Source organism: Streptomyces aurantiaciflavus, from assembly GCF_049808595.1.
Lineage (GTDB): Bacteria > Actinomycetota > Actinomycetes > Streptomycetales > Streptomycetaceae > Streptomyces.
Genome location: NZ_JBNCAQ010000014.1, coordinates 1 through 14,736, shown reverse-complemented (window position 1 = coordinate 14,736; position 14,736 = coordinate 1). Strand labels below are relative to the sequence as shown.

Genomic DNA, 14,736 nt, shown 5'->3' with positions numbered 1-14,736 from the left:
CGCGGTACGTCGGGACACCCACCCGCGCGGTCGTTGCGCTCGGGGAGGTGAGGGTCAGGGTGACCCTGTCACCGTCGCGGTCGACGCCCAGGCGGATGTCGCCCCTGACGGTCGGCGTCACCGTACTGATCTTCGTGAGCGTGCCGGTCTGCGGGATGACGTCGTACGTCTCCCAGCCGGGCTTGGTGGGGCGCACACCGGCGGCGTAGGCGGACAGGGCGTAGAGCGGGCCGCCGTTCCAGGCATGGTTGTCGGTGCCGTCGGCCTTGGTCCACAGCTCCCACAGGGTGTAGCAGGCGGGGTCGGCGACCTGGGCGGCGTACCGGTTGCGCATCCGCTCCTCGGCGACGGTGGCCGCGCCCATGAGGTAGAGCGCCTCCAGGACGTAGAACTCCATGTAGGGGCTGGCGTTGAGGTGGGTGCGCAGCACCTCGGTCACCGCGCGGTGGCGGGAGGCGGGGGCCAGACCGGCCACGACGGCGAGGGCATTGGCCCGGTCGTCGGTGTCGCGGGTGTAGCCGGGTGAGCGGTACTCGTTCCTCGACGAGTTCCACAGCACGCGGTCGAAGTTGGCCTGGATGCTGTCGCGCCTGGCCTTCCATCCGGCGACGTCGCCGGTGTTGCCGCTGAGGTCGGCGAGCTTGGCGGCGGTGTCGAGGGCCAGGTGGTACCAGCAGTTGTCGAGGACGCGGGCGTCGATGTTGGAGCCCCAGTCCTCCCAGTCCCAGTCCCCCGCGCGGTGGGTGACCAGGCCGTCGGCGTCCAGGCTCCACAGGTTCAGGTACGTCTTCACCGCCGGGTAGGCGGCGGTGACGGCGTCGGCGTTGCCGGTGTAGAGGTAGTACGTCCAGAACGACCACACCGAGGCGAGCATCTGTGTGGGCAGTTCGCTGGTCCAGATGGTCGTCGGGACCGGCGAGTAGAGCGCACCGCCGGCCTTCTGCCAGGACGCCAGCTGGGAGATGGCCTTCGCGCCGAGCGCGTGGGAGCGGGCGTCGAAGGTGTAGAAGCCCTCCTTGAGCTGGTTGACCACGTCCCCCCACCACTGGGCGCGCTCGCGGGTGGGGCAGTCCATGTAGTTGTCCCGCATGTTGACGTACATGGTGCGAGCGGCCTTGCCCCACAGCGTGTCGAAGAAGGCGTCGCTGCTGCTGAACGACCCGGCGAAGTCGGTGTCGTAGCCGGACTCCCGGTACTTCAGCTCCAGGATCGTCACGCCCGCCGGAATCGTGTACTTCACCGCCGTGCCGCTCATCCAGGCCGGCGCCTCGAACTCCTGGACCCCGGCGGCGCAGACGTAGGTGGCGCGCATGTTGTAGCCGGTACCGGGCTCGATCCCGGTCAGGTTGGCGCCGTCGTCGTAGTGGTCGGTCTGGATGCCGATCACCGCACCGGCCGGGGCGTCCACCTTCAGGTACGGGGTGATCTGGAGGTTGGACGGCAGGACAGCGGAGACGGCGGTGGCGCCCTGGCCCGTGGACGGGAGTGAGGCCGCGTTGACGTAGGGCTTCAGGCCGGAGTACCGGAACTGCGGGATCGGCCGCTGCACCAGGCCGTTCCAGGGGGCGGCACCGGCGGCGCCGAAGTCGGTGGGCGCGCTCCAGGAGCTGTCGTCGAAGCCGGAGGACTGCCAGCCGGCCATGGCGGTGGCGTTGCGGGCGTCGTAGTAGACGTTGGACTCGGGCAGCCGGAAGTTGACCTGCGTGCCGCTGGTGTTGTTCGCGTAGCCCGGGTGGACGGTGTGCTTCCAGCCGGCGTCGCTGACGAGTCGGGTGGTGGTGGAGCCGGCCTGGATGTCGGACTGGAACAGCAGGCCGCCCTTGCCGCTGCTGTTGTGGGAGAAGCCCTGCTTGCCGAAGTACCAGACCAGCAGCGCCACCGTGTTGGTGCCGCTGGTCAGGTAGGGGGCGAGGTCGATCTCGTCGTAGTAGGTGTCCGTGCGGTTGGGACCGCGCTTGAGCTGGCCGTCGAAGACGACGAGCGTGCCGTTGACCCACAGCCAGTACTTGGAGTCCGCCGCGATCTGCGTCACCGCCTTGGACGGCGCGGAGCCCAGAGTGAACGATCTGCGGAACGCCACCCACTGACTGGTGGTGCTGGTCGGCGCCCAGATCCACCTCGCGGTCCACGTGACCGCGGCGGACGCCGCGGGTGCGAGTCCGGGAAGGGCCAGGGAACCCAGAGTGGGGGCGAGGGCCACTGCTATGGCCGAGCGCAGGGCGGACCGACGCGTGAGGTCGGGCATGGCGGCTCTCCTGTTGTTGAGGGACGGACTGTCGCAGCGGCGGATCCCGGCGTGAGCCGGCACTGCGACGGAAGGAATCTCTTCAAATGGCGGCTGGGGGGGGATGGCTTGGCCTGGTGGTGCGATGGGGACGTCGGGATCGCGCGGGTGTCACGGCGGCCGGCCGGGCAGGCCCGGGTGCTCCTCCGGCCCGCCCGGAGCCCCGCCGGTCGGGGGGTGTGGCTTGGCGCGTCAGACGACCATCCACTGCTGGTTGGCGCCGGAGGTGCAGGTCGACTGGTCCAGGGCCGCGCCGTTGGCGGTCGACGCTCCGGCGACTTCGAGGCACTTGCCGCTGTTGACGTTGGTGAAGGTGACGTAGCCGCCGATCACCGCGGTCCTCGTCCACAGCTGGTGGGAGGCGCCGGTGCAGGTCGACTGGACGGCCACCGCTCCGTCGGCGGAGGAGGCGCCGGAGATCTGCAGGCATTTGCCGCTGTTGACGTTGACGAGCCGGTAGTTGGAGCCGACGGCGGTGGGCACCCACCGCTGGTTGGCTCCGGAGTTGCAGTTGCCGGAGTTGACCGCTGCCCCGTCCGCCGTGCTGAGGGACCAGACGTCCGCGCACTTGGCGCTGTTCCGGTTCAGCAGGTGGTTGTTCGCGGCGCCGAGGGGACTGGCGATGACCGGCCAGCCGCCCGCGAACGTCACCTGCCGGATGTCGAGGGTCTCCTGTCCGGAGTTGTCGCCGTCGTAGTAGTGGTAGGCGAGGAACTTGGACGTGCCGTCGTCGTAGGCGTCGGCGCCGCCGGCGGCCACCTTGGGGTAGGCGCCGGTGAGGACGGTGGTCCCGCCGCCGGAGGCCATGTCGGTGCCGTTCTGGTCGAGGTAGGGTCCGGTGATGCCGGTGGACCGGCCGACCACGGTGTAGTAGGTGCTGTTGACCCCGCTGCAGCAGGTGCCCTTGGAGCCGAAGAGGTAGTAGTAGCCGCCGTTGAGGATGATCGTCGGGTTCTCGATGCCGACGGCGATGTGCCAGAGGTTGTTGTCGGTGGTGGACAGCTTGCCGGTGGACTGGTCCAGAACGTGCATGTAGGTGCCGGAGCCGGTCCAGGAGCCCCAGGAGATGTAGAGCCGGCCGTCGGGGCCCCAGTCGACGTTGGGGTCGATCGGGTAGTTGACGTCCGTGACCATGCCCTGGTCGGTCCAGGGGCCCTCGATGTTCGTGGCGGTGGCCAGACCCATCACCGCGTACCGCGTGCCCCACAGCGAACCGGCGTAGTACAGGTGGTAGGTGCCGTTGAAGTACTTGATGTCGGGGGCCCAGATGTTCGGCGGGGTCGAGCCGAGCTTGCTGGTGATCCAGGACGGGGTCGACTCCCAGACGTTGCCCACCTTCGTCCAGCCGGATGCCGCGGTGCCGCCGCACGTCTTGCGGAGGGTGATGGATCCGCTGGGGTTGAGGGAGTCGTGCTCGAACCCGGTGGAGAAGCCGTAGTAGCAGCTGCCCACCTTGATGACGCTCGGGTCGTGCATGCGCAGGTCACCGCTGAGAGCCTGGGCGGGAGAGGCGGTGACCAGGCCGAGAAGGGTCAGGAAGGCGACCAGGACCGCCGCGAGTGCGGGGCGGCCGTGTCCTGCGCGTGTGCCGGGACGCGGCCCCGGGGTGGTGTGGACGTCCATGCGAGACTCCTTCGTGTCGCTGTGGATGGGGCGGGGCACGAGTCGTCCCCCGCGCGGCGTCGAGCGATCGGCAGTGCCCCGGCGGGCGCGAAGACCTGCACGCGGGCCCCGGCGGGCGCGAAGGCCTGCTGTGCGCGCGGGGCCCCGGCGGTTCTGTCAGCCCTTGACCGCTCCGGCCGTCATGCCCGCCACGATCTGCCGGTTGAAGAACAGGAACATGATCAGCGGCGGGACGGTGATGAGCAGGATGTCCATGAAGAGCAGGTTGTAGCTGGTGCTGTACTGGCTCTGGAAGTTGAACAGCGTCAGCTGGACCGTGGCGTTCTGTTCGCCGGGCAGGAAGTAGAGCGGGTTGGTGAAGTCGTTGAAGACGGCCACCGACTGCACCACGATCACCGTCACGATCACGGACCGCAGCATCGGGAAGACGACCTGGAAGAACAGCCGCAGCGGTGACGCCCCGTCGATGACGGCGGCTTCGTCGAGCTCGCGCGGGATGGTGGCGATGAAGGCGCGGAACAGCAGGATGGAGAAGGACAGGCCGAACGCGATCTCCACGAGGATCAGTCCGGGGAGGGTGCCGAACAGGCCGGCCTTCTGCAGGACCCAGATCGTCGGCACCACCGCCGGCGGGATGATCAGCCCGGACAGGACCAGGAAGTTGATCAGTCCCGTCCAGCGGGTGACTCGCCGTTGCAGCACGAAGGCGACCATCGCGCCGAGGACGACGAGCCCGGCGACACTGGCGACGGTCAGGATCACGCTGTTGATGAAGGCGATGACCAGAATGTAGTCCCGGGCCTGAACCACCTGGACGAAGTTGTCGACGAGCTGGAAGTGACGTGGCCAGGAGAAGTCGAGCCGCGCGGCCTGCTGCGGGTCCTTCACGGCCGTCAGCACGATGAACGCGAACGGGACGACGAAGACGACAAGGCTGACGGCGATCGACAGAGCGCCGAGCCAGGTACGGGTGGAGCTCCTCATCGCTCGACCTCCTTGCGGGCGAGGAAGCGGGCCAGCGGGACGACGATCGCCGTCACGACCAGGAACAGGACGACGTTTCCGGCGGTGGACAGACCGTAGAAGCCGGCCTGGTACTGCTTGTAGATCACGGACGCGACCACGTCGGAGCTGAAGCCCGGCCCGCCGCGCGTCATGGCCCAGATGAGGTCGAAGGACCGCAGGCCGCCGATGAGCGACAGGACGATGACGGTCGACGTTGCCGGCCAGCTCAGCGGAAGGATGACATTGCGGAACAGCTGCCAGGGGCCCGCCCCGTCGATCTTCGCCGCCTCGTAGTAGTCGTTCGGGATGGAGACGATGCCGGCGATGTAGATGACGGTGGCCAGGCCGACGCCCTTCCAGACATCGACGAGGGCCACCGAGAACAGCGCGAGCGACGGGTCCGTCAGCCATCCCGGACCGTCGACACCGACGGCGGCGAGGGCCTTGTTGATCACGCCGTAGGAGGGGTCCATGAAGGCGGTGAAGGTGATGCCGACGCCCACGGTGCTGACCAGCACCGGGAAGAACACCACCGAACGCAGATAGCCGCGGGCCCGGATCTGGCTGGTCAGCAGGATCCCCAGGAGGAGTCCGAGGACCACCTTGAGCCCCGAGGTGACGACCGCGTAGAGGAAGGTGTTGACGAAGCCCTTGACGAGGGCGGGTTCCTGGAAGAACTCGGTGAAGTTGTCCAGCCCGATGAAGGTCGACTTGAAGATGGTCCACCTGGTCAGGCTGAAGTAGAACGACGCGAAGGTCGGGACGAGGAACAGCGTTCCGTAGATCACCGCCGCCGGCAGATAGAACCAGGCGGGATAGGCGCTGCGCGTCCTGGCGGCCCGACGCGTTCCGCTCGCTTCCTTCGCCGGCGTGGCCGTCGGCGGCGTGGCCGGTGCAAGTGTGGTCATGGGTCGACCTCTCTCGGGAGCCTCCCCGCGCCCCTGCCGGAGCCGGGGAGGCACTGCGTTCCGTGTCCTACCAGCCCGACAGCCCGAGCTGCTGAGCCTGCTTCCTGATGTCCCGGTCGTACTGCGCCGCACCGGACTTCGCTCCCGTGATGCCGGATCCGACCTGGACACAGATCTGCTCGAGGTTCGGCCCCTTGACCGGCGAGAGGAACTCCAGGGCCGGGCTCTGCGCGTTCTTCGTGAAGTACGCAGCGACGTCCTTGGTGATCGTCGGAGCGTCCGACGGCAGGGTGCAGCCCTCGACCAGGTACGGGCCGGTCGGCGTCGACGCCTTGCCCTGCGACACGCAGCCGGCCGGGCTCGCCGCGAACGCGAGGAACTTCCTGACCGCCGTGAGCTTGTCCCCGGTGGTGCTCTTCGGGACGTAGAACGCGTTGGGGAACCACGCCGTCAGGCCGTTGGTGGAGGCGTCGTCACCGGGCAGGGCGAAGAAGCCGATGTCGCCCAGCTGGTCCGGGTTGCTCGTCCTGATCGCGCCGATGACGGTGGAGAGCATCGGGTACTGGGCGCCCTTGCCGGTGGCCAGCATCTGCAGGCCCTTGACCAGGGTGGCCGACGCGTAATCGGAGTTCTGCAACTTCAGGTCGTGGATCTGCTCCAGGTGCTCGAAGCCCTTGACCGCGTTCCCGTCGGTGGCGAACTTCGCCTTGTTGGCGGTGTAGTTCTCCGCGAATCCCGGTTCCGCGGCGGCCACGTTGTGGAAGTCGCCCAGGACGAGGAGCTGGGAGGTCCAGGTGTCCTGGTAGGTCTGGATGACCGGGGCGATGCCGGCGGCCTTGATCTTCTTGCTGTTGTCGATGAACTGCGCCCAGGTCGTGGGCACCTTCAGGCCGAGCTCGGCGTAGACCTTCTTGTTGTAGAGCACGCCGCCGCCGAGAGCCGAGCCGAAGGGCACGCCGTACGTCTGGCCGCCGACGGTGACCTGCGGCAGGAACGACTTGCTGAGGTTCTTGACGTACGGGTCCTGGGTGAGCGGCGTGAGGTTCTTCGTCGGGTCGATCTGCTGGAACAGCGAGCCGGTGTTGTAGGTGAAGAGGTCGGCCATGCTGCCCGTCTGCAGCCGCGTCTTGATGAGGTTGTCGCCGTCGGCCCCGCCGGGCCGCGTCTCCACGCCGACCCTGATCTTCGGGTTCTCGGCCTCGAAGTCTTTCACCAGCTGCTTGGCGGCCTGGAGGTTGTCCGGCGCGTTGTCGACGAGCAACTTGATCGTTGTGGCGCTGCCGTCCCCGCTGGACGAGCCGAGGGAGCCGGCGCTGCACGCGCTGAGCAGAAGCGGCAGAACAGCGGCCGCGGCGACGGCCGCCTTCCTCTTCGCGAGAGTGGTTGACCTCATGGACGTTCCTTCACGAGCGGAGGTGAATCGATTCAATACGCTGTGGTGAGACCTGTGGGCAATGTCTTCGGCAGGCTTCGGAGCGCTGAGCCGAACGCAGCACGAGGCCGACGAGGGAAGGGCGTAACGATTGACTCATCACCTCTGGACCCTCTGGTCAGGAGCGACCGCCTCTGGGATTCTGGGCGGCCCGGCCGTGGCACGGCCGCGCCGAGAGACCCGGTGATGCGATCCGCTTTCGTGTAACGTTCCACGAAGGGATGCCCCAAAGGTTGAAGCGAAACGGCCGGAGCCGTCAAGCCATCTGCGAGTAACGTTCCGGAAACGCCGAGCGGGGCAGAGCGGCGCATGACAAACGGAGGTGGGGACCCCCATGGAACCGGCAGGCGGCTCGAAGAGGGTCACCATCACGGACGTCGCGCGCAGCGCCGGCGTGTCCACCTCCGCGGTGTCGAAGGTGCTGCGCAACGCCTACGGGGTGAGCCCCGCGATGCGTGAGCGGGTACAGACGGCCATGGCCGAACTGGGCTACCGTCCGCACGCCGCGGCCCGGGGCATGAGGGGCCGCACCTACACGATCGGCGTCCTGCTCGCGAGCATCCGCAACGCCTTCTACGCCGACCTCCTGGAGGGGGTGGACGCACGGTTGCGGGACACCGAGTACGCGCTGTTCATCGGCTCCAGCGGCTCCTCCGAGATGGCGGACCAGACCAAGCTGATCCACGCCATGGTGGACCGGCGGATGGACGGTCTGATCCTGATCGCCCCGGCCGTTCCCCGCAGCGAGGTGGTACGGATCGGGGCCGAGGTGCCGACGGTGGTGATCGGCCACCACGACCCCTCGCCGGCGTACGACTGCGTCGTCAACCAGGACGGGGTCGGAGTCGACCTGGTCGTGGACCACCTGGTCGGCCTCGGGCACCGGGACATCGCCCACATCTCGCATCCGACGGTGCGCGGCAGCCAGTGGGAGCAGCGGCCCGAGCACCACGTCCGGGCCGCCTACCGCGCGGCGATGGCCCGGCACGGCCTGGCGGACCTGGCCCGGGTGGTGAACTCCGGCTACTCCGACGAGGGCGGCTACCGCGGCGCCATGGAACTGCTCACCTCCCGTCGCCCGCCCACCGCGATCTTCGCCGGCGCCGACGTCGCCGCGACCGGGGTCTTCCGCGCCGCCGCCGAACTCGGCCTGCGCATCCCCGCGGACCTCTCCCTCGCCGGATACAACAACACCTCCGTCGCCGCCCTCGCGCCGGTGAGCCTGACAAGCGTCGACCAGGCGGGCGCCATGATGGGCGAGACCGCGGCCCGGCTGCTGCTGGAGCGGATCGAGAACCGTCGTGACCGCGCTGTCGTCATGGCGTCGACACCGCATCTGGTGACACGCGGCAGCACCGCGCCGCGACGCGTCTGAGCGGCCCTCCCCCGCTCGTGCGCCTCGGATTTCCCGCGCTGCCCTCTTGACGTGAAGGACATCCTGAGCACAGGGTTGAGTCGTTTCAAATGTAGAACGTTACACACTTTCTCTGGAGCGAGGAGCGGGTATGAGCCTGGAACGTCCGGAACCCGACGCCGCCGTGGTGTCGGTCCGCTTCGAGCACCGGGAGGACGCGCTCGGCATCGGCACCCCCGAGCCCCGGCTGTCCTGGCAGGTCCGCACCGACGACCCCGCCTGGCGGCAGACGGCGTACGAGGTGGAACTGGACGGCGCCACCGTCGTACGCGTCGAGTCGTCCGAGCAGGTGCTGGTGCCCTGGCCCTTCGAGCCGCTCCCCTCACGTCGGCGGGTGACCGTCCGGATCCGGGTGGCCTCCGGAGGGCGGTGGAGCGACTGGAGTGCGCCCGCCGCCGCCGAGACGGGGCTGCTGCGCCACGACGACTGGACCGCCCGGTTCATCAGCCCCCGCGACCACGGCGCCCTGGACGCGCCCGCCCCCGAACTCGTTCGGACGTTCGCGCTGCGTGCGGACGCCGTCTCGGCCCGCCTCTACGCCACCGCGCACGGCGTCTGCACCGCCTCCCTGAACGGTGTCCGGGTCGGCGACGAGGTCCTCGCCCCCGGCTGGACCAGCTACCGCCATCGACTCCGCTACCAGACCCACGACGTCACCGCGCTGCTGAGGACGGGCGGGAACACCCTTTCGGTCGTGCTCGGCAACGGCTGGTACCGAGGCCACCTCGGCTGGTGGGGCGCCCGCGCACTGTACGGCGACCGGCTGGCCCTGCTCGCCCAGCTCGAGGTGCGCTACGCCGACGGATCAGTGGAGGTCTTCGGCACCGACGAGCAGTGGCGAGCCCGTGACACCGGGATCCTCGCGGACGACCTCTACCAGGGTCAGCGCACCGACCTGCGGTTCACGCCCGGCGCGGCCGACGGCCCGGTGGACGTGCTCCCCGACGAGGAAGCGGACCTGGCGCGGCTCGTCGCCCCCGAGGGCCCGCCGGTACGCGTCACCGAGGAGCTGCCGGCCCAGAAGGTCTGGCAGTCGCCGTCCGGCCGTACGCTCGTCGACTTCGGGCAGAACGTCGTCGGCTGGGTCCGCCTGCGCCTGCGCGACACCACGGCCGGCGCGGAGGTCACCGTCCGGCACGCCGAGGTCCTGGAGCACGAGGAACTGTGCACCAGGCCGCTGCGCACGGCCGACGCCACCGACACCTACCTCTTGGCGGACGCGGCCGAGGCCGTTCTCGAGCCCTCGCTCACCTTCCACGGTTTCCGGTACGCGGAGGTCACCGGCGTAACCGACTTGGCGGCCGAGGACCTGCACGCCGTGGTGGTGGGCAGCGACCTGCGCCGCACGGGCTGGTTCTCCTGCTCGGACCCGGATCTGGAGCAGTTCCACGAGAACGTCGTCCGGGGCACACGGGGCAACTTCCTGGACGTACCCACGGACTGCCCGCAGCGCGACGAGCGGCTCGGCTGGACCGGCGACATCCAGGTCTTCTCCCCCACCGCCTCCTTCCTCTTCGACACGGCCGGCTTCCTGTCATCCTGGCTCGCCGACCTCGCCGCCGACCAGCACGCCGACGGCGCGGTGCCCTGGGTGATCCCCGACGTCCTGGACACCGAGACGCCGACCGCGGCGGCCTGGGGTGACGCGGCGCCGGTGGTGCCCTGGGTGCTGTACGAGCGCTACGGCGACCTCGGCGTCCTCGAGCGCCAGTTCGCGAGCGCCCGCGCCTGGGTCGACAAGATCGCCTCGCTGACCACCGACGGCTTGTGGAGGGGCGGCTTCCAGTTCGGCGACTGGCTGGACCCGGCCGCGCCGCCGGACGACCCGTTCGCCGCCCGCACGCCCGCGGACGTCGTCGCCACCGCGTGCCTGGCCCGCTGCGCCGACGTCGTCGCCCGCACCGCGGAGGTACTGGGCCGCTCCGAGGAGGCCGCAGAGTACCGTGCGCTCGCCGCCCGGACTCGGGAGGCGTTCGCCCGCGCGTACGTCACCCCGGCGGGCCGGATCCTGGGCGACTCGCCGACCGCGTACGCCATGGCCCTGCAGTGGGAGCTGCTGCCCGGCCCGCGGCAGCGCGAGGCCGCCGGACTCAGGCTCGCCGACCTGGTCCGCACGAGCGGCTTCCGCATCGCGACGGGCTTCGTCGGGACCCCGCTGATGACCGACGCCCTCACCTCCGCCGGCCGCCCGGATCTCGCCCACCGGCTGCTTCTGGAGAGAGGCTGCCCTTCCTGGCTGTATCCCGTGACGATGGGCGCCACCACCGTCTGGGAACGCTGGGACAGCATGCTGCCCGACGGCACGGTCAACCCCGGCCAGATGACCTCCTTCAACCACTACGCGCTCGGAGCCGTCGCCGACTGGATGCACCGCACGGTGGCGGGACTGGCCCCTGCGTCCCCCGGCTACCGTGAGATCACCGTGCGCCCGGTGCCGGACCGGTCGCTCACCCACGCCACGGCCGTGCACCTGACTCCGTACGGCGAGGCCTCGGTGAGCTGGCGGCGCGAGGAGGGCCGCTTCCACCTGAAGGTGGTCGTGCCTGTGGCAACACGAGCCGCCGTCCACCTGCCCGGTTCCGGACTGCCCCCGGTGACCGTGGCCCACGGCACGCACACCTGGACCACCGAGGACCCCTGCCTCGCCGGGACACCGTCGGAGACGGTCACCGTGCGCGACCTGATGGACGAGCCCGGGCTGTGGGGACGCACGGTCGCCGTCCTGACCCGGCACGGGCTGGGCGGGGACGCCGCCCAACTGGCGCGGCGGCTGGGGCCGTTCCTGGACCTGCCGGCCCCGAGTCTGCCCGGGCTGCTGAACAAGGTCCTCTTCGAGGACGGCGGAGCCGACGCCGCCGCCGAACTCGAAGTCCTGCTGGGCGACACGGCGGGCTGACGTCCACGAGACACCGCGCACCGTGTCGCACCGGGAGGACGGTCTGCGGGGAGGCAGTGCCGGTGGGAGGCTGAACGCGGCCCAACCGCCACTGCACAGAAAACGTCCCGGCCCGCGCCGGAGGGGCGCAGGCCGGGACGGGGCGGAGGCTCCCGGGGGTTCCGTCAGTGGTGGGTCGGGGACACGCAGCGGAAGCTGGAGGCGGCAGCCGGGTCGCCGTGGCCGTCGTAGCGGGACACCTGCGGGTAGCTGCACAGGTTGCGGGTGATCTGGTCGCCGGAGGCGTTGCGGAGGGTGGCGGGCAGGGTCTGGGGAGCCTTGCCGTGTTCGACCCAGGTCCTGAGGGCGCCGAGGTCGTCGACGGTGGCGCCGCTGCCGTTGTTGAGGCCGCAGTGCGGCGTGCCCGGGGCGAGGAAGAGGCGGTAGAAGTCGTCGACCTTCTTGACGCCGCCCATCTTCCGCTCGACCTGCCTGCGGTACTCCACGCTGCCCTGGGTGGGAATGTACTCGTCGGCCTGGCCGTGCCAGGTCAGGAGCTTGCCGCCGGCGTCACGGAAGGCGGACAGGTCGGGGTCGTCGGTGCCGATGACACGGTCGTACTCGGCCTCGGACTGCTTGAACAGCTGCGTGAACCGGCTGTAGGTGATGGTGGAGACGTCGAAGGACGGCTGCTTCTGGAGCCACGTGGCGATCCAGGCGGCGGGCACGGGGAACGGCGCGCCCTTGACGTTGCCGTCGGCGTCGGGCGGGGTGGTTCCCGCCAGCCCCGACAGGGCGGCGCCGACCGGGACGCCGGACCACAGCTTCTTGCCCGACGTGGTGCGCGGGCCGTCCCAGATCTTGCGCACCACGGCCGCGTCGGCCGCCGTGACGGTCAACTCCCGGCCCTCGCACGGCACCTTGGCGCCGATCAGGCTGCGCGGGTCGAAGCCGCACCGCTCGGGCGCGTCGACCAGGCCGTCCTCGGCGCCGTCCAGCGGGTCGCAGGCCTTGACGGCGGCGTTCGTGAAGGCGTCCAGCTCGCACGGGGTCGGGTAGGTCTTCTCCTGGTTCATGACCACCTGCGGCCACAGGGTGGCGACCTCGAACTCGTCCCACTGGACGGCGGGCGCGTTGGCCAGGATGCCGTCGTAGTCGTCGGGGTGGCGCTGGGCCTCCATGTAGCCCTGGCGTCCGCCGGTGGAGCAGCCGTTGAAGTACGCGTAGGAGGCGGGCCTGCCGTAGAAGCGGCCGATGACCTCCTTGGCGATCACCGCCGCCTCGTGCTCGGAGCGGTCGGCGAAGTTCTCCAGCAGCTCCGCGTTGACCTGGCCGTCGCTGTTCAGGGCCCAGCTGGTGTCGACGTAGGTGCTGACGCCGGCGTCGGTGGTCGCGGCGGCGTAGCCGTTCTTGACCGCGTTGGCCAGACCCTTGCCGTAGTCGCCGGCGGCGTAGGCGCTGCCGCCGATCGTCTGCAGGCGGCCGTTCCAGCCCCGCAGGGGCAGCCACACCCGCACCTTGGCGTGGTCGCCCGCTCCCGGGTGGGTCAGCGTGACCGTCATGTCGCAGAACGCCGGTACGTCGTCGACGTGGTCCGCGGGCAGCGGCCAGACCTCGGGCACGTCCACGGTGCCCGCCGCGTGCCGTACCGCCGTCACGTTCTCCACCGTCGTGCCGGCCGGGGCCTTCACGGACCGCGGGGAGCAGGTGAGCGGGGATGAGACGGATGCGGTGGCGGTGGCGGGGTCGGGCTGCGGCTGCGCGGACGCGGTCGGCAGGTACACCGCCGCCGTCATCAGCGGTAAGCCGGTCGCGAGGACAGCCAGAAGTCGTCTCATGGTGTTTCCCCAAAGAAGTAGGTGTGTGCCGTTCGAGAAGCAGATGTGTGCCGTGTCGTGTCGGCACGTGTTGCGTTGGATGCCGGAGTGAAAAGGGCCGGCCACCGCGTGAACTCATCGTCACCGGTTTAACCGGTGACGATGCTGGCATGGTCGCAATCGGGCTGTCAACACACGCGCCGGGCCACGGCGGCCTGCGGCGCAGAGGACCAACTGGGCAGGAGGCGCGGGCTGTTAAGTGAGCGTTTGGTTCTCGGTTGTCTGTTTCATTTGGCTTAGGTGTCGCGCCAGTTGGGGGTGGCTTCGTGGGTGAGGCGGCGGGTCATGAGGTTGATGGCGGCCAGTTGGATCATGGCGGCTGATCGGTGGGGGTGGGTTTCGTAGTCGCGGGCGAGGCGGCGGTGGTGCATGAGCCAGCCGAGGGTGCGTTCGATGACCCAGCGGCGGGGCTGGACGTGGAAGCCGCGGGCGGTGGGGTCGCGTTGGACGATTTCGAGGTCGATGCCGAGGTGGGCTGCGTGTTCGACGGCTTTCGTCTTGTAGCCGTTGTCGGCCCAGGCTTTGGTGATGGTGGGGTGGCGTGCGGCGATGTCGGTGAGGAGCTGGGTGCCGGCGGCGGAGTCGTGGACGCTGGCGGCGGTGACGGCGACGGCCAGGAGGAGGCCGAGTGTGTCGGTGACGATGTGCCGTTTGCGTCCGATGATTTTCTTGGCCGGGTCGACGCCTTGGCTGGTCAGGTGGACGGTGGCGGAGGTTTTGATGCTCTGGCTGTCGATCAGGCAGGCGCTGGGTTCGCTTGAGCGGCCTTCGGCCTGGCGGACTTTGCCGCGTAAGAGGCCGGTGAGCTGGTCGAAGATACCGTCGGCTTCCCAGTGGGCGAAGTAGCCGTAGACGGTCTGGTGGGGCGGGAAGTCGTGGGGCAGGTAGCGCCAGGGGATGCCGGTGCGGTCGACGTAGAGGATGGCGTTCATCAGGGCGCGCAGGTCGTGGGTGGGTTTGCGGATGCCGTTGCGGGCCTGACGCCAGGCTTCGAGGGTGGGCCGGATGAGTTCCCACCGGGCGTCGGACAGGTCGCTGGGGTAGGGCCGTGGGGGCTGCATGATGCTTGCGTATGCGGTGGCAGCTGGTCTGAGCAGGGCGTGTGCGGGGGTGTCGGGTGCATCGGGGCGTGCGTTTTCAATCCCGCGTGAACCGGTAGCTTTCTAAACCAGACAGGAGCTCTCGTAAGGAAACCGGCGCATTGCGGCTTTGCTGATTGCCGCAGAAGCGACTTTCCCGACGGATCGCTTGGTTGGGCGCTCGGCCTGGCCCCTGAAATTCGCCATGAACTATCCGACAAGCGAACCAAACGCTCACT

General features: G+C 69.5%; 8 protein-coding genes and 1 pseudogene. 2 read left to right on the top strand and 7 right to left on the bottom strand.

Features of this window, described 5'->3' with window-relative positions:
* Positions 1 to 7: 7 nt before the first annotated feature.
* The 5 genes and pseudogenes from ACPT94_RS18530 to ACPT94_RS18510 form a co-directional block, all read right to left on the bottom strand.
* A pseudogene (locus ACPT94_RS18530) lies at positions 8 to 2,245 on the bottom strand (alpha-L-rhamnosidase-related protein); the annotation flags it as partial.
* A gap of 231 nt (positions 2,246 to 2,476) precedes the next feature.
* Positions 2,477 to 3,907: an RICIN domain-containing protein gene (locus tag ACPT94_RS18525; RefSeq protein WP_425246316.1), complete on the bottom strand. Its 1,431-nt coding sequence runs from the start codon at positions 3,905 to 3,907 to the stop codon at positions 2,477 to 2,479.
* A gap of 156 nt (positions 3,908 to 4,063) precedes the next feature.
* The gene (locus ACPT94_RS18520) at positions 4,064 to 4,891 is read right to left on the bottom strand and encodes a carbohydrate ABC transporter permease (RefSeq protein ID WP_360332925.1); all 828 of its coding nucleotides are present in this window, start codon (positions 4,889 to 4,891) and stop codon (positions 4,064 to 4,066) included.
* The gene (locus ACPT94_RS18515) at positions 4,888 to 5,820 is read right to left on the bottom strand and encodes a carbohydrate ABC transporter permease (RefSeq protein WP_425246314.1); all 933 of its coding nucleotides are present in this window, start codon (positions 5,818 to 5,820) and stop codon (positions 4,888 to 4,890) included. The genes ACPT94_RS18520 and ACPT94_RS18515 overlap by 4 nt, the downstream gene beginning before the upstream one ends.
* 67 nt (positions 5,821 to 5,887) lie before the next feature.
* Positions 5,888 to 7,213, bottom strand: coding sequence for an ABC transporter substrate-binding protein (locus ACPT94_RS18510; RefSeq protein WP_360332919.1), 1,326 nt, complete (start codon positions 7,211 to 7,213; stop codon positions 5,888 to 5,890).
* A gap of 373 nt (positions 7,214 to 7,586) precedes the next feature.
* Between ACPT94_RS18510 and ACPT94_RS18505 the strand changes: the two genes are divergently transcribed.
* Both ACPT94_RS18505 and ACPT94_RS18500 read left to right on the top strand, forming a co-directional pair.
* Positions 7,587 to 8,627, top strand: coding sequence for a LacI family DNA-binding transcriptional regulator (locus ACPT94_RS18505; protein WP_425246313.1), 1,041 nt, complete (start codon positions 7,587 to 7,589; stop codon positions 8,625 to 8,627).
* A 130-nt stretch (positions 8,628 to 8,757) separates the two neighbouring features.
* Positions 8,758 to 11,562, top strand: a complete 2,805-nt coding sequence (locus tag ACPT94_RS18500; protein ID WP_425246312.1) for a family 78 glycoside hydrolase catalytic domain — start codon at positions 8,758 to 8,760, stop codon at positions 11,560 to 11,562.
* A 164-nt stretch (positions 11,563 to 11,726) separates the two neighbouring features.
* Here ACPT94_RS18500 and ACPT94_RS18495 read toward each other — a convergent pair whose 3' ends face one another.
* Together ACPT94_RS18495 and ACPT94_RS18490 are read right to left on the bottom strand one after the other, a co-directional pair.
* On the bottom strand, positions 11,727 to 13,379 hold the full coding sequence (locus ACPT94_RS18495; RefSeq protein ID WP_425246311.1) for a DUF6351 family protein: 1,653 nt from the start codon (positions 13,377 to 13,379) through the stop codon (positions 11,727 to 11,729).
* Between the two features lie 275 nt (positions 13,380 to 13,654).
* Positions 13,655 to 14,479 carry an IS5 family transposase gene (locus ACPT94_RS18490; protein WP_425246310.1) on the bottom strand — a complete coding sequence of 275 codons (825 nt, stop codon included), beginning with the start codon at positions 14,477 to 14,479 and terminating at the stop codon, positions 13,655 to 13,657.
* Positions 14,480 to 14,736: the final 257 nt, after the last annotated feature.

Bases quoted from the DNA above. Each gene is read 5' to 3' on its own strand.
- ACPT94_RS18505 (WP_425246313.1), top strand. From the start codon at position 7,587: ATGGAACCGGCAGGCGGCTCGAAGAGGGTCACCATCACGGACGTCGCG.
- ACPT94_RS18520 (WP_360332925.1), bottom strand. From the start codon at position 4,891: ATGAGGAGCTCCACCCGTACCTGGCTCGGCGCTCTGTCGATCGCCGTC.
- ACPT94_RS18515 (WP_425246314.1), bottom strand. From the start codon at position 5,820: ATGACCACACTTGCACCGGCCACGCCGCCGACGGCCACGCCGGCGAAG.
- ACPT94_RS18500 (WP_425246312.1), top strand. From the start codon at position 8,758: ATGAGCCTGGAACGTCCGGAACCCGACGCCGCCGTGGTGTCGGTCCGC.
- ACPT94_RS18525 (WP_425246316.1), bottom strand. From the start codon at position 3,907: ATGGACGTCCACACCACCCCGGGGCCGCGTCCCGGCACACGCGCAGGA.
- ACPT94_RS18495 (WP_425246311.1), bottom strand. From the start codon at position 13,379: ATGAGACGACTTCTGGCTGTCCTCGCGACCGGCTTACCGCTGATGACG.
- ACPT94_RS18490 (WP_425246310.1), bottom strand. From the start codon at position 14,479: ATGCAGCCCCCACGGCCCTACCCCAGCGACCTGTCCGACGCCCGGTGG.
- ACPT94_RS18510 (WP_360332919.1), bottom strand. From the start codon at position 7,213: ATGAGGTCAACCACTCTCGCGAAGAGGAAGGCGGCCGTCGCCGCGGCC.